The organism is Streptomyces sp. NPDC052107 (assembly GCF_040680215.1).
GTDB lineage: Bacteria > Actinomycetota > Actinomycetes > Streptomycetales > Streptomycetaceae > Streptomyces.
In genome coordinates this window covers 17373-35265 of record NZ_JBFAWG010000044.1, presented here as the reverse complement: position 1 = coordinate 35265, position 17893 = coordinate 17373, and the positions used below count along the sequence as shown (strand labels likewise).

Genomic DNA, 17893 nt, shown 5'->3' with positions numbered 1-17893 from the left:
TAGCCACGCCCCGGCACACCCGTCACCCTCGCCCCCGCGCAGGCGCCACCGCGCGCGGATCGAAGCCGAACGGCAGCTCCAGCCGGTGGGCCCGCATCAGGGCCTCGTCGGAGAGGAGCCCCCCGGTCGGGCCGTCGGCCGCGATCACGCCGTCGCTGAGGATCAGGGAGCGGGGGCACAGCTCCAGGGCGTACGGGAGGTCGTGGGTGACCATGAGGACGGTGACGTCCAGGGAGCGCAGGATGTCGGCCAGTTCGCGGCGGGAGGCCGGGTCGAGGTTGGAGGACGGCTCGTCGAGGACGAGGATCTCCGGCTCCATGGCGAGCACGGTGGCCACGGCCACGCGCCGGCGCTGCCCGAAGGACAGGTGGTGCGGCGGGCGGTCGGCGAAGTCCTGCATGCCGACCCGCTCCAGGGCCGTACGGACCCGTTGCTCCAGAGCCGCCCCCTTGATCCCGGCCGCGGCCGGTCCGAACGCCACGTCCTCGCGCACGGTCGGCATGAACAACTGGTCGTCCGGGTCCTGGAAGACGATGCCGACCTTCTGCCGGATCGCGGCCATGTGCCGCTTGCCGACGGGCAGTCCGGCCACCGTCACCGTGCCGGTGCCGCCGCCCAGGATGCCGTTGAGGTGCAGCACCAGGGTGGTCTTGCCGGCGCCGTTCGGGCCGAGCAGCGCGACCCGTTCCCCGCGGGCGATGGTGAAGTCGACGCCGAACAGGGCCTGGTGGCCGTCTGGGTAGGCGAAGGCCAGTCCGGCCACTTCAAGCGAAGGTGTCACAGAATCCATCCCAGCAGACAGACGACGAGGGCGGCGCAGGGGAGGGTGAGGGCGTACGACCACTGCGCGCGGGACGCGGTCACCTCGTCGATGACCGGCATCGAACCTGCGTAGCCGCGGCTCACCATGGCAAGGTGTACGCGCTCCCCGCGTTCGTAGGAGCGGATGAACAGCGCGCCGGCGGACTTGGCGAGCACGCCCCAGTGCCGCACGCCCCTGGCCTCGAAGCCGCGCGACTCACGGGCGATCCGCATGCGGCGCATCTCGTCGGTGATGACGTCGCCGTAGCGGATCATGAAGGAGGCGATCTGCACGAGCAGCGGTGGCAGCTTCAGCCGCTGCAGCCCGAGCAGCAGTCCGCGCAGTTCGGTGGTGGCGGCCAGCAGTACGGATGCGGCGACGCCGAGCGTGCCCTTGGCGAGCACGTTCCAGGCGCCCCACAGTCCGTTCACGCTGAGCGAGAGGCCGAGGACGTGCACCCGCTCGCCCTCCGCCACGAACGGCATGAGCACCGCGAACGCCACGAACGGCACCTCGATCAGCAGCCGCTTGAGCAGGAAGCCGGCGGGCACGCACGCGTGGTGCGCGACGAACGCGAGCAGGCCGGCGTACACCGCGAACGCCCACATCGCCTCGCGCGGCGTCGACGCGACGACCAGCACGAACAGGAAGGCGGCGGCAAGTTTGGTGTGCGGCGGCAGGCCGTGCACGGGTGAGTATCCGTGCCGGTAGAGCCTGTGGGCGTGTCCCGCTCCCATGTCACAGCCCCGTGTCGGCGGGGGAGACGTCCTCGGTCCGCCGTCGGCGCACCGCCCAGAACACCGCGCTGCCCGCCACGACCGTGACGCCGACGCCGACCACGCCGGCGAGACCGCCGGACAGGCGGGCGTCGGAGACGTTCCTGACGGCGTAGTCGGCGAGCGGGGAGCCGGCGGCGGCATGCCTCTCCTCCTTCTTGTCGATGCCCTGGTCGTGCGCGACCTTCTCCAGGCCGTCGGGGTTCGCGGAGGCGTAGAAGCTGACGAAACCGGCGAGCCCCAGCGACGCGACCAGGCCCGTCATCCACAGCGCGCGTCGGGAGGTGCGCGCCGTCGTGGGCGCCGTGGGCGCTCCCACAGGCGCCGGAGCGTCCACCAGCGCGCCGTTCACACGCAGCTTGAGCCGCTGCCGCAGGCCGCGTGCGCCGTGTACGAGATCCGGGCGTACGGCGATCACCGCGCTCACCGTGAGCGCGGTGATGACGGCCTCCCCGATGCCGATCAGGAGGTGCACGCCGATCATCGCGGTCGCGACCTTGCCGATGGACACGTCCGTCGTCCCGCCGATCGCGTAGAAGAGCGTGAAGACGACGGCGGCGGCCGGCACGGACACCAGTGCGGCCACGAAGGAGGCGATGGTCACCGAGCGCCGCTTGCGGGGCAGGACGGCCCGCAGCGCGCGGAAGACGGCGTACGACACGACCGTCGTGGTGATCGCCATGTCGGTGATGTTCACGCCGAGCGCGGTGAGCCCGCCGTCCGCGAACAGCACGCCCTGCATGAGCAGCACCACGGACACGCACAGCACGCCCGCGTACGGGCCGACCAGGATCGCGGCGAGCGCTCCGCCGAGCAGGTGGCCGCTTGTTCCGGCCGCGACGGGGAAGTTGAGCATCTGTACGGCGAAGATGAACGCCGCCACCAGACCGGCAAGCGGGGCCGTCCGTTCGTCGAGTTCACGGCGGGCGCCGCGCAGGCTCACCGCGAGGGCGCCGGCGGCGACCACCCCGGTGACGGCGGAGGTGGGGGCGTCGATGAATCCGTCAGGTACATGCACCGTTTGATTTTAGGCCCTTGTTGCGAACGCTTTGCAAGAGAGAGAAGGTCTCGAAGCTCAATAAGGTATAAATCGCCCAACAAGTCATGAATTGGAAAATATGGGACATTGGAGAGGAAGTGGAGGCGTAGTTCTCGCTTACGTCACTCAGGGTGAAAGGGCGGTCCGATGTCTGTGATCGAGCAGTACGCACGCGCCCACATCGTCACGGACGAGGAGGATCCGGGGGCCGTACCGGTCGTGTTGCGGTACGACCCCGAGTCCGATCCACGCTCGGTCCGGGTCGGCCTGCCGGGCCCGCACGAGTGGACCTTCTCGCGCGCCCTGCTCGAACGGGGCCTGCGGGCACCGGCCGAGAGCGGCGCGGTACGGGTGTGGCCGTGCGGCCGCGTTCAGGCCGTCGTCGAGTTTCACTCCGACAACGGTGTCGAGGTGGTCCAGTTCGAGTCGAAGACCCTGGCGAGATTTCTCCGCCGGACGTACACCGCGGAGCCGGTACGGGCTTGATCAGCCCATCTTGAGCAGGGTCGCCACGATCGGCCCGGCCGTGTCGCCGCCGTGGCCGCCCGCCTGGACCACGCCCGCGGCGGCGAGGTCGCCCTTGAAGGCGGTGAACCAGCCGTTGGGCTTCTTCTGGCCGTCGACCTCGGCGGAGCCCGTCTTGGCGCCGTAGTCGCCGCTCATGCCCGCCATCGCCTTCGCCGCCGTGCCGTAGTCCGCCGTGAACCGCATGACGTCCTTCAGCTGGGACTGCGTCTTCGCGGACATGGTGTGCGACGCCTTCGCCAGCGTGCGGTGGTCAACGTCGGGGGACACCAGGTACGGCTGGTGGAAGACGCCCGACTCCACGGTGGCCGCCACCGAAGCCATGTTCAGCGGGTTCATGCGCACCCCGCCCTGACCGATCAGCGAGGCGCCCATCTGTGCGCCGCTCTGCACGGGGACGGAGCCGTCGAAGGAGGGGACGCCGATGGCCCAGTTGTTCATGGAGAGGCCGTAGACCTCCTGGGCCTCCTTCGTCAGGTCGCTGTTGGACAGCTTCGGCGCGAAGTCGATGAAGGCGTTGTTGCAGGAGGCTCCGAAGCTCTGCTTGAACGTGCCCTTCTTGATCTCGGAGTCCCCGTCGTTGTGGAACGTCCAGCCGGCCAGCTTGTACGTCTTGGGGCAGGGGTGCGAGGCGTCCGGGGTGATGAGGTTCTTCTCGAACAGCATGGTCGACGTCACGATCTTCATCGTGGAGCCGGGCGCGAGGGAGCCCTGGAAGCCGACGTTGAAGCCGTGCTCGCTGTTGGCGACGGCGAGGATCTCGCCGGTCGAGGGCCGCACGACGACCACGGAGGCCTGCGAGCGCTTGCCGACCTGCTGCTCGGCCGCCGCCTGGAAGGTGGGGCTCAGCGTCGTCTTCACCGTGCCCGGCGTGCCCTTGCTCAGCTCCACCAGCGTCTTGTCGGACAGCCCGGCCTTCTGCGAGGCCTTGCCGCGCACCACGCGCAGCTCCACGCCCGCCTTGCCGCCCGCCGTCTTGCCGTACTTCTCCCGCAGCCCGTCCAAGACCGGTCCCAGGGACGCGTACTTGGCGGCCGTCAGCTCGCCGCCGTCCCTGTCCAGTGCCTTGATCGGCGGGGTGCCGGACTCGCCGGTGACGAGCGTGTCGCCGTCCTTCAGATCCGGGTGGACGACCGATGAGTGCCAGTCGACCAGCGGCTTGCCGTCGCTCGCCCGCCGCACCACGGTGAGCGAACTGCCGTACGCCAGCGGCTTGCTGAGGTTCTGGTACGACACCGTCGCCTTGACGGAGAACGGCACCTTGGCGCCCGTGGGCGTGCCGGCGGTCAGCGTGACGCCCTTCAGGCGGGCGTCCTTGGTGTAGCCGGTCAGCAGCGCGGCGGCCGCGGAGGCGTCGTCGGTGGCGGCGGCCGCCTCGCCGATCCTGCCCTGCCGCCACGCGGTGAGGAAGCGGGTGGAGGCCGTGCGGACCTCGGCGGCGCTGAGCGGGCCGGTCTTGACGGTCTTGTGGTCGACCGAGGCCCGCGCGTCTGGGGTGGCACCGCCGCCGGTCAGCGCGTAGACGGCGAACCCGGCGCCGCCGACGACGAGGGCGATGACCCCGCCGACCACGGCGGGCCCGGTCGTCTTCCGTCGCTCGGCGACGCGCCTTCTCTTGCCCACAGCCTCAGTTCCTCCGTGCCTTCCCCAGGGTCCCCGCAGCCCTCACACTCCCCAACGACGGCACTCACCTTAAGGTCCCCGCCTCGGCGGGTGATCCCGGCGGCGAATCCGTAGCGCACTTGCGACAATCCGCACGGGACGCACCCCGCCGGAAACCGTGCTCAGACCCAGGTGTCCAGCCACATCCGCGACCGCCAGGAGTCGATCGGGATCGCCGTGCCCGTGTACAGCGGCCAGAAGTAGATGAAGTTCCAGGCGATCAGCAGCACCAGGACGCCCGCCGCCGACGCGCCGATCACGCGGCGGGTGTCGGAGGAGTCCGGTGGGCCGATGATCGCGCCGATCATCATCGCCACCGCCAGGCACAGGAACGGCAGGAAGACGACCGCGTAGAACAGGAAGATCGTCCGCTCCTGGTACATGAACCAGGGGAGGTAGCCCGCCGCGATGCCGCACGCGATGGCACCGGCGCGCCAGTCGCGGCGCAGCGCCCACCGCCACAGCACGTACAGGATCGCGAAGCAGGCCGCCCACCACAGCAGCGGCGTGCCGATCGCCAGCACCTCACGGGCGCACTTCTGGCCCGAGTTCGCCGGGCAGCCGTCGGCGCCGGGGTTCGGGGACTCGTAGAAGTACGAGACCGGGCGGCCCAGCACGATCCAGCTCCACGGGTTGGACTGGTAGGTGTGCGGGGACGTCAGGCCGACGTGGAACTTGTACACCTCGTGCTCGTAGTGCCACAGGCTGCGCAGCCAGTCCGGCAGGAAGGTCCAGCTGCCGCCCCTGCCGTCGGTGGCCGCCCAGTTGCGGAAGTAGCCGCCGGTACCGTCCGTCGGGGAGAGGATCCAGCCGGTCCAGGAGGCCAGGTAGACGGCGATCGCCACCGGGACCGTCGCCAGGAAGGCGATGCCCGTGTCGTACTTCAGGGCCGCCGCGTACGGGTGCCGGGCGCCGGCCGTCTTGCGCGCGCCGACGTCCCACAGCACCGCCATCACACAGAACGCGGCCAGGATGTACAGGCCGTTCCACTTGGTGCCGATGGCCAGGCCCAGCATCAGCCCGGCCGCCCAGCGCCAGGGGCGCAGGCCGAAGCGGAACCTGTCGGCGACGCGCTCGTCCGGGCGGACCCGGCCGTCGGCGTCCACCGGCAGCGCCGCGGCCAGTCTCTCCCGTGACCGGTCCCGGTCGATGACCAGACAGCCGAACGCGGCCACCACGAAGAACATCAGCACGCCGTCGAGCAGCGAGGTCCGGCTCATCACGAAGTGCAGGCCGTCCACCGCCATCAGCGCGCCCGCAAGGCAGCCGAGGAACGTCGAGCGGAACATGCGGCGCCCGATCCGGCACAGCATCAGCACGCTCAGCGTCCCGAGCAGCGCCGTCATGAACCGCCAGCCGAACGGGTCGAACCCGAAGATCAGCTCGCCGAGCCCGATGACGTACTTGCCGACCGGCGGGTGCACGACGTACGCCGCGTCCGTCGGGATCGCGAGATGGCCGTGCGTCTGCAGCACCAGGTCGTTGGCGTTCTTGTCCCAGTTGACCTCGAAGCCGCGGTGGACGAGCGCCCAGGCGTCCTTGGCGTAGTACGTCTCGTCGAATATCACCGCTCGCGGGCTGCCCAGGTTCCAGAACCGCATCAGGCCCGCCATCAGCGTCACCAGCAGCGGACCGCCCCAGCCCGACCAGCGGGTGATCCGCTCGGCGAGGACCGGCGGCACGCCGAGCACCTGCCACAGCCGGGGGCCCGGCTCGGCGTACGGGGGCACCAGCCGGCCGCGTACGCCGCCGGAGGGCGCGTCCTTGGCCGGTACGTACCCGAATCGGCGCAGCCGCTGCTGCCACGACGGCCGCTGGTCGTGCGGCGCCTGGCCCTGCCGGAGGTCCATGGAGGACGCGGTACTGGTCACCCGCGCCATGGTAGGGAACCGTTCTGTGCGAGTCCCGTGCATGTGGGGTACCGGTCGGGTAACCAGTCGGGATGTGGTCGTTCTCCGGGGGTGCGGGGGCGGACCGCGCGGTGGGCGGGGGCTGGGAGGATGGGGGTGTGACTGGAACCCTTGTCCTGGCAGGTACCCCCATCGGCGACATCGCGGACGCGCCGCCCCGGCTGGCCGAGGAGCTCGCCGACGCCGACGTGGTCGCCGCCGAGGACACCCGGCGGCTGCGCCGGCTCACCCAGGCCCTCGGCGTCACGCCCAAGGGCCGTGTCGTGTCGTATTTCGAGGGCAATGAGTCCGCCCGTACGCCGGAGCTGGTCGAGGAACTGCTCGGCGGCGCGCGGGTGCTGCTCGTGACCGACGCCGGGATGCCGTCCGTCTCCGACCCGGGCTACCGGCTGGTCGCGGCCGCGGTGGAGAAGGACATCCGGGTCACCGCCGTACCGGGGCCGTCCGCCGTGCTCACCGCGCTCGCGCTGTCCGGGCTGCCCGTCGACCGCTTCTGCTTCGAGGGCTTCCTGCCGCGCAAGGCCGGCGAGCGCCTGTCCCGGCTCCGGGAGGTCGCGGCCGAGCGGCGCACGCTGGTCTACTTCGAGGCCCCGCACCGGCTCGACGACACCCTCGCCGCCATGGCCGAGGTCTTCGGCGCGGACCGGCGGGCCGCCGTGTGCCGCGAGCTGACCAAGACGTACGAGGAGGTACGGCGCGGCCCGCTGGCCGAGCTGGCGCAGTGGGCCGCGGAGGGGGTCCGCGGGGAGATCACGGTGGTGGTCGAGGGGGCGCCGGAGAGTGGTCCCGAGGAACTGGATGCCGCAGAACTGGTCCGTCGGGTACGTGCGCGTGAGGAGGCGGGGGAGCGGCGCAAGGAGGCGATCGCGGCGGTGGCCGTGGAGGCGGGGGTGCCGAAGCGGGTTGTTTTCGATGCTGTCGTTGCAGCGAAGAGCTCCGCTGGGTGAGCCGGGGCCGGGTGGCGCCGTGGGGGCTTGGGTTTCGCGGCGGGCTGCGGGTCCGTCTTGGCCTGTCGCGCAGTTCCCCGCGCCCCTTCGGGGCGCTGCCCTCGGCCAGCGCTGACAACCCCTCTGAGCAGGGCTGTTCTCGGGTGAGCGAACGGGCCATGGGACGGCAAAGGGCTGTCGCCGATGGCAAAGGGAAACGGGGCCGATCGGGGCCTTTTCTGCAAGGAAGACCCAAATCGCCTCCAACACTCGGCAGCCCTGGTGCGTTCGCGCTGGTGAAGGCGTCCACTGGGTGAAGAGACGCCCCGTCGCGGGGCGCTTGTCCAGCGGACAAGAGGAGCTGGCATGAGTGAGATCGCAGGGCAGACCGGCCTCCGCGGCACGCCCACTGCCGTCGTTCACGAGTCGTATTCGTTCGCCTGCATGCGATGCGGCCACGGCTGGGAGCAGTCGTACGAGATAGAGCACCACACGGACGCCGACGGGCAGGAGTTCGTGCTCTACGTGGCCGACGGCCGGGTCGTGCCGTCGCCGCTGAGCCGGCCCGGCTGCCAGAACTGCGACGGCCGCGTCGTGCGGATCATGCGCGCGGGCCAGGTCTCGTCGGTGCGCGGCGCCGTCGAGCGGCACCACGCCGTGCCGCAGGCCGGCCCGGTCGAGGCGCCCCAGGTGCCCACGGAGCCCCGGGAGCCGCACCACTGGCACCTGTCCGATCTCCTGCACCCGTTCCAGCGCAAGGCCGGCTGAGCGGATCAGCGGCAGGTGCAGGCCTGCCCCTTTCGTAGGATCGGGGCATGCCTTCGAACGCCGGCCAGACCTCCAAGGGCGACAAGAACGCCACACCGCCGCTTCCGGCGCCGCTGCGCGTTCCGGTCGCCGACTCGCACACCCACCTCGACATGCAGTCCGGCACGGTCGAGGAGGGCCTCGCGAAGGCCGCGTCGGTGGGGGTGACGACCGTCGTCCAGGTCGGCTGCGACATCAAGGGCTCGCAGTGGGCCGCCGAGATCGCCGCAGCGCATGACAGCGTCCATGCCGCCGTCGCCCTCCACCCCAACGAGGCCCCGCGCATCGTCCTCGGCGACCCCGACGGCTGGTCTCGGCAGGGCGCTCGCGAGCCGGGCGGTGACGCGGCGCTCGACGCGGCCCTCGCCGAGATCGACCGGCTCGCCGGGCTGCCCCAGGTCAGGGGCGTCGGCGAGACCGGGCTGGACTACTTCCGCACCGGCCCGGAGGGCAAGGCGGCCCAGGAGCGGTCCTTCCGCGCCCACATCGAGATCGCCAAGCGGCACGGCAAGGCGCTCGTCATCCACGACCGGGACGCGCACGCCGATGTCCTGAGCGTCCTGAAGGAGGAGGGCGCCCCCGAGCGCACCGTCTTCCACTGCTACTCCGGCGACGCCGAGATGGCGGAGATCTGCGCCCGCGAGGGCTATTTCATGTCCTTCGCCGGCAACGTCACCTTCAAGAACGCCCAGAACCTGCGGGACGCGCTCGCCGTCGCCCCGCTGGAGCTGGTCCTCGTGGAGACCGACGCGCCCTTCCTGACTCCGGCGCCGTACCGCGGGCGCCCCAACGCGCCGTATCTGATCCCCGTCACGGTGCGCGCGATGGCCGCCGTGCGCGACATCGACGAGGACGCGCTGGCCACGACTCTCGCCGCCAACACCGCCCGGGCCTTCTGCTACTGAGTCTCCTGTCGTTGCGCTGAGCCGTCTGTTCGAGTACTGGGCGCACGCTCGACGGGCAACAGTACGTAGTCGCGTCGCTTTGGAGAGTGACGGACGCTCCGCTAGGTTCTGGGGGCCCGATCCGGACCCCTCTGGCACCCTCTGGAGCGTGTCGGCGTGAGCAAGTCGCAGGACGAGACGTTCGAGCCCTACGAGCCGTACGGCCCCGACACCTCCGTGCACACCGCGAAGACCCTGCCGCACGGGATGTACGCGGACACCTACCGGCCCGCCTACGAGGCACAGGCGTACCTCGTCACCGAGCCGGTGCTGCCCCGGCGGGGCGTGAGCGGTATCCCGCAGGCGGACTACGCCGGGAGCGCGGGGGACGCCGGGAGCGCGCGGGATGAGGGTGGCGCGTCGGAGGGAGAAGAGACGTGGGAGGGCGAGGTGGCCGCCGGTGTGAGCGGGCGGGGCTCGCGCCGGCGCAGGTTGCGCTGCGGCGAGCGCCCGGATTCCGCCGTGCGCCGGCTGCTGCCGCAGGCGCTGGTCGTGGCCTTCCTCGCCGGCGGCACCACCGCGTTCGTCGCCAAGGACAAGGCGATCGAGCTGACCGTCGACGGCAGGCAGCGCACCCTGCACACCTTCGCCGACGACGTGCACGACCTGCTCGCCGAGCAGGGCGTGCGCGTGGGGGCGCACGACATGATCGCGCCCGCCCCCGGCACGGAACTCGCCAGCGGAGACGCGGTCGCCGTGCGGTACGGGCGCCCCGTCCGGCTCACGCTGGACGGCAGGCGGCGCGAGATGTGGACGACCGCGCACACCGTGGAAGGGGCGCTGGACGAGCTGGGGGTGCGCGCGGAGGGCGCGTACCTGTCCGCTTCGCGCTCCCAGCCCATCGGACGCGCCGGGCTCGCGCTCGACGTCCGCACCGAGCGCGCCGTCACGATCATGGCCGACGGCCGGAGCCGGACCATCCGCACCAACGCGGCCACCGTCCGCGAGGCCGTCGAGGAGGCCGGGATCGGCCTGCACGGCCAGGACACGACGTCCGTCCCGCCGGACAGCTTCCCCCGCGACGGACAGACCGTGACCGTGCTGCGGATCAGCGGCACCCGGGAGGTCCGCGAGGAACTGATCCCGTTCGAGACCCAGCGCACCGAGGACCCCACCCTCTTCAAGGGTGCCGAGGTCGTCGCCCAGCCCGGGCAGCCCGGACTGCGCCGCGACACCTACCTCCTGCGCATCGTCAACGGCGTCCACGAGAAGCCGCGCCGGGAGACCTCCGAGGTGGTGCGCAAGCCGCGCGAACAGATCGTACGGGTGGGCACCAAGCCACTGCCGACCTCCGCGGACAGCTCCGGCCACCTGAACTGGCACGGTCTCGCCGCCTGCGAGTCCGGCGGCCGCCCGCACGCGGTCGACCCCTCCGGCACGTACGGCGGGCTCTACCAGTTCGACACCCACACCTGGCGCAGCCTCGGCGGCACCGGCCGCCCCCAGGACGCCCCGGCGCAGGAACAGACCTTCCGCGCGAAGAAGCTGTACAAGCGGCGGGGGGCGACGCCCTGGCCGCACTGCGGGGAGCGGTTGCATGGTTAGCCGGCGCCGGCAGGAGACCCACCCCCAGCCGCGGCACCGGCCGCCTGGCAAACCGGTCGGGCAGACCCCCGTACCCTTGTCCCGTGACCAGCCCCACCCCCGACGCCCTCCTCGGCCCCGCCGACATCCGTGAGCTCGCGGCAGCGCTCGGTGTCCGCCCCACCAAGCAGCGCGGCCAGAACTTCGTGATCGACGCCAACACGGTCCGCCGTATCGTCCGCACCGCCGAGGTCCGCCCCGACGACGTGGTCGTCGAGGTCGGCCCGGGGCTCGGCTCCCTCACGCTCGCGCTGCTGGAGGTCGCCGACCGGGTCACCGCCGTCGAGATCGACGACGTGCTCGCCTCCGCCCTGCCCACGACCATCGGGGCGCGCATGCCGGCGCGCGCCGACCGGTTCGCGCTCGTCCACTCCGACGCGATGCACGTCGCCGAACTGCCCGGCCCCCCGCCGACGGCGCTGGTGGCGAACCTCCCCTACAACGTCGCCGTACCCGTGCTGCTGCACATGCTCGACACCTTCCCCAGCATCGAGCGCACCCTCGTCATGGTGCAGTCCGAGGTCGCCGACCGGCTCGCCGCCGCCCCCGGCTCGAAGGTGTACGGCGTGCCGTCGGTGAAGGCCAACTGGTACGCCGAGGTGAAGCGGGCCGGAGCCATCGGCCGCAACGTCTTCTGGCCCGCGCCGAACGTCGACAGCGGCCTGGTGTCCCTCGTCCGGCGGACCGAGCCGGTCAAGACGACCGCCTCCAAGGCCGAGGTCTTCGCCGTCGTCGACGCGGCCTTCGCACAGCGCCGCAAGACCCTGCGGGCGGCACTGGCCGGCTGGGCCGGGTCCGCCGCTGCGGCCGAGGCCGCCCTGGTCGCGGCCGGTGTCTCGCCCCAGGCGCGCGGCGAGTCGCTGACGGTGGAGGAGTTCGCGCGGATCGCCGAACACAAGGACGCGCGGAGCACCGAGCACGAGGAGAGCGGCAAGTGAGCGTCACGGTCCGGGTACCGGCCAAGGTCAACGTCCAGCTCGCGGTCGGCGCCGCCCGCCCCGACGGGTTCCACGACCTCGCCAACGTCTTCCTCGCCGTCGGCCTCCACGACGAGGTGACGGTGACCCCCGCCGCGGAGCTCCGGATCACCTGCGCGGGCCCGGACGCCGCCCAGGTCCCCCTGGACCACACCAACCTCGCCGCACGCGCCGCGATCGCGCTCGCCGGGCGCCGGGGCATCGAGCCGGCCGTGCACATCCACATCGACAAGGACATCCCGGTCGCCGGCGGCATGGCCGGTGGCAGCGCGGACGGCGCGGGCGCGCTGCTCGCCTGCAACACGCTGTGGAACGCCGGTGCCTCCCGCGCCGAACTGCTCTCCATCTGCGCCGAGTTGGGCAGCGATGTGCCCTTCAGCCTGGTCGGGGGTGCCGCTCTCGGCATGGGGCGGGGCGAGCAGCTGACGGCCCTGGAGGTCGGCGGCACCTTCCACTGGGTGTTCGCGATGGCCGAGCGGGGGCTGTCGACCCCGGCGGTCTTCCGTGAGTTCGACCGGCTGGCCGAGGGGCGGGAGATTCCCGAGCCGGTGGCCTCGGCGGACCTGCTTCAGGCGCTGGCGAAGGGGGACGTGGAGGCGCTGGCCGCGGCCGTGTCCAACGATCTTCAGCCTGCGGCGCTGTCCCTGTTCCCGGAGCTCGCCGACACGCTGGCCGCGGGGCGCGGGGCGGGTGCGCCGGCCGCACTGGTCTCCGGGTCCGGGCCTACGACGGCTTTCCTCGCGCGTGACGCGGAGTCGGCGGAGAAGGTGGCAGCGGCCCTGCGGGCGTCCGGCACGTGCAGGTCGGCGCGGTCGGCGGCGGGGCCGGTACCGGGGGCGATGGTGGTCTGAGGGGTCAGCGTTTGCCGATGGTGGTCAGGTCGATGTCGATGGGGTACGGCTTGTCGACCTTGATCCGGTCACGATGCATGCCCATGTGCACGTAGGACTTGGTGAGTGGGTCGAGCTCGTAGACATGGATGACGGGCCCGCCGGTGGTGCCGTTCTGTTCGACGCGCCAATAGTTGGGGATCCCTGCGGCGGCGTACTTCTGCGGTTTGGTCGTACGGTCGCGGGATTCCGAGTCCGGCGAGACGACCTCCACGGCGAGCAGGACGTCCGCGGCCTGAAACTTGGTCTGGTCCAGCCCGGTGACCGCGTCGGCTCGGACCACGCTGACATCGGGTTCGGGCCCGTTACGGTTGTCAAGGATGACAGTCATCTCGCGCTCGACACTGAATTCCGGGGCGAGAGAGCTGCGCAGGCCGTCGACCAAGAGGTCGATCGCAAGGAAGTGGAAGCGACGCTGCGGACTCACGAAAACCAAACTCCCGTCGATCAGCTCGGTGTGCGGCGGGAGATCCGGCAGTGTGAACAGGTCGTCCACGGTGTAGCCGTCCTGGGGCGGCACCGGCCACTGGACGCGGTGCTCTACGGACTCGGCGGTCATGGTTCCTCCCATGGACGGGATCCTGCTGCCTGCCCTCAACGGTAGCGGCCGCTTCCTGATCACGTCATCACGAAGAGTGACAGCCCCCTCGCGCCCCGCCTTCATCGCGGCAGGCCCTACGCTAGAAGGCTGACCGACCCCGCGCACAGGAGTGAAATGGCCGTCAACCTGGTCAATGTCGAGAACGTCAGCAAGGTGTACGGCACCCGTGCCTTGCTGGACGGCGTCTCGCTCGGTGTGTCGGAAGGGGACCGGATCGGGGTCGTCGGACGCAACGGCGACGGCAAGACCACCCTCATCCGCATGCTCGCCAAGCTGGAGGAGGCCGACACCGGACGCGTCACGCACTCCGGGGGCCTGCGGCTCGGCGTGCTCACCCAGCACGACTCCCTCGACCCCGCCGCCACCGTCCGCCACGAGGTCATCGGCGACATGGCCGACCACGAGTGGGCCGGCAACGCCAAGGTCAGGGACGTACTGACCGGGCTGTTCGGGGGGCTGGACCTGCCCGGGTTCCCGAAGGGGCTCGACACCGTCATCGGGCCGCTCTCCGGTGGCGAGCGGCGCCGTATCGCGCTCGCCAAGCTGCTCATCGAGGAACAGGACCTGATCGTCCTCGACGAGCCCACCAACCACCTCGACGTCGAGGGCATCGCCTGGCTCGCCCGGCACCTGCAGAACCGGCGCTCGGCGCTGGTGTGTGTCACCCACGACCGCTGGTTCCTGGACCAGGTCTGCACGCGCATGTGGGACGTGCAGCGCGGTGACGTGTACGAGTACGAGGGCGGCTACTCCGACTACGTCTTCGCACGTGCCGAGCGCGAGCGGATCGCGGCCACCGAAGAGGCCAAGCGGCAGAACCTGGTCCGCAAGGAGCTGGCCTGGCTGCGGCGAGGTGCCCCGGCCCGTACGTCCAAGCCGCGCTTCCGCGTGGAGGCCGCCAACGAGCTGATCGCGGACGTGCCGCCGCCCCGGGACAGCTCCGAGCTGATGAAGTTCGCCTCCTCACGGCTGGGCAAGACGGTCTTCGACCTGGAGGACGTCACCGTGCAGGCCGGGCCGAAGGTGCTGCTCAAGCACGTCACCTGGCAGCTCGGACCGGGTGACCGGATCGGTCTCGTCGGCGTGAACGGCGCCGGGAAGACCTCGCTGCTGCGCGCCATGGCCGCGGCCGCGCGCACCGAGGGCGAGGAGCAGCCGGCGGGTGGCCGTGTCGCCGTCGGCAGGACCGTCAAGCTCGCCTACCTCTCCCAGGAGGTCGCCGAACTCGACCCCACCTTGCGGGTCCTGGAGGCCGTGCAGATGGTCCGCGAACGCGTCGACCTCGGCAAGGGGCGCGAGATGACCGCCGGGCAGCTGTGCGAGACGTTCGGCTTCAACAAGGAGAAGCAGTGGACGCCGGTCGGTGACCTGTCGGGTGGCGAGCGCCGCCGCCTGCAACTGCTGCGCCTGCTGATGGACGAGCCCAACGTCCTCTTCCTGGACGAGCCCACCAACGACCTCGACATCGAGACCCTCACCCAGCTGGAGGACGTCCTCGACGGCTGGCCCGGCTCGATGATCGTCATCTCCCACGACCGCTTCTTCGTCGAGCGCACCACGGACCGCGTCTTCGCCCTCCTCGGCGACGGCACCCTGCGCATGCTGCCGCGCGGCATCGACGAGTACCTGGAGCGCCGTCAGCGGATGGAGGAGGCCGTCGCCGCGCAGACCGCCGCCGCGGCACCCAAGCCGGCCACGCAGGAGAAGAGCGCCGCCGACCAGCGCGCCGCCAAGAAGGAACTCCAGAAGATCGAGCGCCAGTTGGACAAGATCTCCGAGAAGGAGTCCAAGCTGCACGCCCAGATCGCCGAGAACGCCACCGACTTCGCCAAGGTCGCCGACCTGGACGCCCAGTTGCGCGACCTCGTCGGCGAGCGCGAGGAACTGGAAATGCGCTGGCTGGAGTTGGCGGAGGACGCGTAACGGGGCGGGCGCGCACTGCCGAGCGCGCCCCTCGGCACGGTCGTGTGCGCGGCCGACTGCGGCGCCCGGTCCGGTACCGCGCGCTGCCTGATTGCGCATCCCCCTGGGTGTGAACCGGCCACCGCACACCCCCTCTTCATCACCCCCACCCCTCACCGCGCCGGCGTCCGCCCCCGGCGCACGGGGCTGTTGCGTGCGCCGCGTGAAGGGGGCGTGAAGGCGCGTAACGGCGGCATCACGGGCTGGTCGTCCCTTGGGAACAGCGGCGGATACGGGCCCGTGTGCTGTCGGTACCGGGTGATAGAAAGGGCCGTCTGAGAACCGTCTGAGTAACGACCCAGGGTCCGTCAAGAACCTCAGGGCGTGGCGAAAAATCAGTGAACGAGGGGGAAGCGCGCTGATGACCCAGCCGCCCAATCAGCCGCCGCAGGGCGGATTCGGAGCGCCGCAGGACCAGCCACCGCAGGGCGGATTCGGCGCCCCGCAGACGCCACCGGCTCCGGGCGGTTTCGGCGCCCCGAGCACGCCGTACAGCACCCCGGGTGCTCCCCAAGCCGTGCCCGGCGCACCCGGCATACCTCCCGCGCCCCCGCCCCCGCCCCCGCCGCCGGCCCAGCCGCCCGCCGCCCCGCCGCAGCCGGGCTACGGCTACCCCCAGCAGCCGGGCCCGTACGGCGCCCCCACCCCGGGCCCCTACGGCTATCCCCAGCAGCCGGGCCCGTACGGGGCGGCGCCCCAGGCCGGGTTCGGGCAGCCGCAGCAGCCGCCGTACCCGGGCGCGCCCGGTGCCGCGCCCGGCAGGAAGAGGACCGCGCTGATCATCGGTGCCGCGGTGGCCGCACTGCTCGTCATCGGCGGCACGGTGTACGCGGTCACGAGCGGCGGCGACGGCGGCAACAAGAAGCCGGTCGCCCAGCAGAGCGACGACGACAAGCCGTCCGCCTCCGGCTCGCCGAGCGCGTCGAGCGGTGGCGGTGACGACCCGGAGAACCTCAACGAGGGCCGCAAGGCCGGAGAGGCACAGGTGCTCTGGTACAAGTCGGCACCGGACGCCCCCGGTTCTGGCGCCGACGCGCCCGGCATGTGGATCACCGACAAGGCCGCGGTGAAGGCGGCGTACAAGCAGGTCTTCGCCTACGGCGTCGGCGACGGCAAGCCCGTGTGGGGCCCCATCTCCTTCCCGCAGAAGATCTGCGCGGTCACCCCGCAGAAGTCGGCCGACGACAAGGTCGTCGTGGCGTACATGAGCGGCGCGGGCGACGACGCCAAGTGCAATCAACTGCAGCAGGTCGACCTGGGCACCGGCGAGAAGGGCTGGAGCACCAAGGTCGCCGACGGCGGGCTGTTCGACAGCGCGCTCAACGTCGAACTGGCCGTGAGCGGCAAGACGCTGATGGTGGGCCGGTCCGAGTCGGGCACGGCGTACGACATCGACAGCGGCAAGAAGCTGTACGACAAGACGAAGTACGGCGCGGCCTGCTTCCCGGCCGCGTACGCGGGCGGCACCGACCGGCTGATCCAGGTGTCCTCCTGCGGTGCCGGCGGCAGCAACGCCCACGACGAGATCCAGGAACTGGACCCGGCCACCGGCAAGGTGCGCTGGACCCAGCCGGTCAAGAAGGGCTGGCAGGTCACCCGGACGTTCTCCGTGGACCCGCTGGTGGTCTATCTGACCAACCAGGACAAGAAGGCCTGGAACATCTCGACGTTCACCAAGGACGGCAAGTTCCGCTCCGAGGTGAAGGTCGACGAGAAGTTCGCCCCCCGCTGCGGCTGGGCGATCCTCGAACGCGATCTGCAGGGCTGCCAGGGTGTCGCCGTGGACGCCGACACGCTGTACCTGCCGACGGACGCCACCGGCACCGCCAACGAGATCGTCGCCATCAGCCTCTCCACCGGCAAGGCGCGGTGGCGGGCCGAGTCCCCGGCGGACGAGCCGATGTACCCGCTGCAGGCCGAGGGCGGCAAGCTCGTCGCGTATGTGCAGCCGTCGTACGACGCGGGCGGCCAGGTGGTGTCGATCCCGACCACCGGCTCCTCCCACCACACGACCAAACTGCTGCAGAACCCGCAGGGCACCGCCGAGATCGAGGACACCTTCTTCGACAGCGTCGTGGACTGGGCCGACGGGCGGTTCTTCATCTCCACCGGCCGGCTGTCCGGCAGCGATCAGTCGAAGGAGAAGCTGATCATGGCCTTCGGCAACTGAGCCGCCGTCCCGGCTCAGCCCCCGTCCCGACCGAATCCCCTTCGCCGTCCGGCCTTTTCGGCCTCACCGAGGTACCCGTCCCATGACCCAGCCGCCCCCTCCGCCCCCGAACCAGCCCCCGCAGCAGGGCGGTTTCGGCCCCCCGACCCCGCAGCCGCAGCAGCCTCCCCAGCCCCCGCAGCCGCAGCCTGGTTACGGCCAGCCGCAGGCCACCCCGCCCGCGCAGCCCCCGCAGCCGCAGCCTGGTTACGGCCAGCCGCAGGCCACCCCGCCCGCGCAGCCCCCGCAGCCGCAGCCCGGTTACGGCCAGCCGCAGGC

16 protein-coding genes are annotated in these 17893 nt (G+C 71.4%); 10 read left to right on the top strand and 6 right to left on the bottom strand.

Annotated features, from left to right (window positions below):
• Positions 1 to 22 precede the first annotated feature (22 nt).
• Genes AB0M27_RS31975 through AB0M27_RS31965 form a run of 3 tightly spaced genes read right to left on the bottom strand, consistent with a single transcriptional unit; the run spans position 23 to position 2596 of the window.
• On the bottom strand, positions 23 to 790 hold the full coding sequence (locus tag AB0M27_RS31975; RefSeq protein WP_365726883.1) for an ABC transporter ATP-binding protein: 768 nt from the start codon (positions 788 to 790) through the stop codon (positions 23 to 25).
• Positions 778 to 1539, bottom strand: a complete 762-nt coding sequence (gene cbiQ, locus AB0M27_RS31970; RefSeq protein ID WP_365726879.1) for a cobalt ECF transporter T component CbiQ — start codon at positions 1537 to 1539, stop codon at positions 778 to 780. Before cbiQ ends, AB0M27_RS31975 begins: the two co-directional genes overlap by 13 nt.
• Position 1540: 1 nt before the next feature.
• The gene (locus AB0M27_RS31965) at positions 1541 to 2596 is read right to left on the bottom strand and encodes an energy-coupling factor ABC transporter permease (RefSeq protein WP_365726876.1); all 1056 of its coding nucleotides are present in this window, start codon (positions 2594 to 2596) and stop codon (positions 1541 to 1543) included.
• Between the two features lie 168 nt (positions 2597 to 2764).
• Between AB0M27_RS31965 and AB0M27_RS31960 the strand changes: the two genes are divergently transcribed.
• Positions 2765 to 3103 (top strand): SsgA family sporulation/cell division regulator, encoded by a 339-nt coding sequence (locus AB0M27_RS31960; RefSeq protein ID WP_365726873.1) that lies wholly within the window; start codon positions 2765 to 2767, stop codon positions 3101 to 3103.
• Here the strand turns inward: AB0M27_RS31960 and AB0M27_RS31955 are convergent, their stop codons facing one another.
• Complete coding sequence (locus tag AB0M27_RS31955; RefSeq protein WP_365726871.1) at positions 3104 to 4765, bottom strand: penicillin-binding transpeptidase domain-containing protein; 1662 nt, start codon at positions 4763 to 4765, stop codon at positions 3104 to 3106.
• Between the two features lie 161 nt (positions 4766 to 4926).
• The gene (locus AB0M27_RS31950; RefSeq protein WP_365726869.1) at positions 4927 to 6675 is read right to left on the bottom strand and encodes a phospholipid carrier-dependent glycosyltransferase; all 1749 of its coding nucleotides are present in this window, start codon (positions 6673 to 6675) and stop codon (positions 4927 to 4929) included.
• A 137-nt stretch (positions 6676 to 6812) separates the two neighbouring features.
• Here AB0M27_RS31950 and rsmI point away from each other — a divergent pair, with 137 nt between their 5' ends.
• The 6 genes from rsmI (at position 6813) to AB0M27_RS31920 (ending at position 12803) form a co-directional block, all read left to right on the top strand.
• On the top strand, positions 6813 to 7661 hold the full coding sequence (gene rsmI, locus AB0M27_RS31945) for a 16S rRNA (cytidine(1402)-2'-O)-methyltransferase (protein WP_365726866.1): 849 nt from the start codon (positions 6813 to 6815) through the stop codon (positions 7659 to 7661).
• Between the two features lie 345 nt (positions 7662 to 8006).
• Entirely contained in the window at positions 8007 to 8408 is a 402-nt protein-coding gene (locus AB0M27_RS31940; protein ID WP_365726863.1) for a hypothetical protein, read from the top strand.
• A 47-nt stretch (positions 8409 to 8455) separates the two neighbouring features.
• Positions 8456 to 9352, top strand: a complete 897-nt coding sequence (locus AB0M27_RS31935; RefSeq protein ID WP_365726861.1) for a TatD family hydrolase — start codon at positions 8456 to 8458, stop codon at positions 9350 to 9352.
• Positions 9353 to 9508: 156 nt separating this feature from the next.
• Positions 9509 to 10936 (top strand): ubiquitin-like domain-containing protein, encoded by a 1428-nt coding sequence (locus AB0M27_RS31930; RefSeq protein ID WP_365726858.1) that lies wholly within the window; start codon positions 9509 to 9511, stop codon positions 10934 to 10936.
• Positions 10937 to 11019: 83 nt separating this feature from the next.
• A complete protein-coding gene (gene rsmA, locus AB0M27_RS31925; RefSeq protein ID WP_365726856.1) occupies positions 11020 to 11913 on the top strand; it encodes a 16S rRNA (adenine(1518)-N(6)/adenine(1519)-N(6))-dimethyltransferase RsmA in 894 nt (297 codons plus the stop codon).
• Entirely contained in the window at positions 11910 to 12803 is an 894-nt protein-coding gene (locus tag AB0M27_RS31920; RefSeq protein ID WP_365726853.1) for a 4-(cytidine 5'-diphospho)-2-C-methyl-D-erythritol kinase, read from the top strand. Before rsmA ends, AB0M27_RS31920 begins: the two co-directional genes overlap by 4 nt.
• A 4-nt stretch (positions 12804 to 12807) precedes the next feature.
• Here the strand turns inward: AB0M27_RS31920 and AB0M27_RS31915 are convergent, their stop codons facing one another.
• A complete protein-coding gene (locus AB0M27_RS31915; protein ID WP_365726941.1) occupies positions 12808 to 13401 on the bottom strand; it encodes a Uma2 family endonuclease in 594 nt (197 codons plus the stop codon).
• A gap of 156 nt (positions 13402 to 13557) precedes the next feature.
• Between AB0M27_RS31915 and AB0M27_RS31910 the strand changes: the two genes are divergently transcribed.
• The 3 genes from AB0M27_RS31910 to AB0M27_RS31900 all read left to right on the top strand — a co-directional run.
• The gene (locus AB0M27_RS31910) at positions 13558 to 15366 is read left to right on the top strand and encodes an ABC-F family ATP-binding cassette domain-containing protein (protein ID WP_365726851.1); all 1809 of its coding nucleotides are present in this window, start codon (positions 13558 to 13560) and stop codon (positions 15364 to 15366) included.
• A gap of 400 nt (positions 15367 to 15766) precedes the next feature.
• The gene (locus AB0M27_RS31905; RefSeq protein ID WP_365726849.1) at positions 15767 to 17575 is read left to right on the top strand and encodes a PQQ-binding-like beta-propeller repeat protein; all 1809 of its coding nucleotides are present in this window, start codon (positions 15767 to 15769) and stop codon (positions 17573 to 17575) included.
• A gap of 82 nt (positions 17576 to 17657) precedes the next feature.
• On the top strand, positions 17658 to 17893 hold a 236-nt coding region (locus AB0M27_RS31900; protein WP_365726847.1), incomplete at its 3' end, for a hypothetical protein.

Excerpts from the sequence above, each read along its gene's own strand:
- AB0M27_RS31975 (WP_365726883.1), bottom strand. The coding sequence starts at position 790 with ATGGATTCTGTGACACCTTCGCTTGAAGTGGCCGGACTGGCCTTCGCC.
- cbiQ (WP_365726879.1), bottom strand. The coding sequence starts at position 1,539 with ATGGGAGCGGGACACGCCCACAGGCTCTACCGGCACGGATACTCACCC.
- AB0M27_RS31960 (WP_365726873.1), top strand. The coding sequence starts at position 2,765 with ATGTCTGTGATCGAGCAGTACGCACGCGCCCACATCGTCACGGACGAG.
- AB0M27_RS31940 (WP_365726863.1), top strand. The coding sequence starts at position 8,007 with ATGAGTGAGATCGCAGGGCAGACCGGCCTCCGCGGCACGCCCACTGCC.
- AB0M27_RS31935 (WP_365726861.1), top strand. The coding sequence starts at position 8,456 with ATGCCTTCGAACGCCGGCCAGACCTCCAAGGGCGACAAGAACGCCACA.
- AB0M27_RS31915 (WP_365726941.1), bottom strand. The coding sequence starts at position 13,401 with ATGACCGCCGAGTCCGTAGAGCACCGCGTCCAGTGGCCGGTGCCGCCC.
- AB0M27_RS31910 (WP_365726851.1), top strand. The coding sequence starts at position 13,558 with ATGGCCGTCAACCTGGTCAATGTCGAGAACGTCAGCAAGGTGTACGGC.
- AB0M27_RS31905 (WP_365726849.1), top strand. The coding sequence starts at position 15,767 with ATGACCCAGCCGCCCAATCAGCCGCCGCAGGGCGGATTCGGAGCGCCG.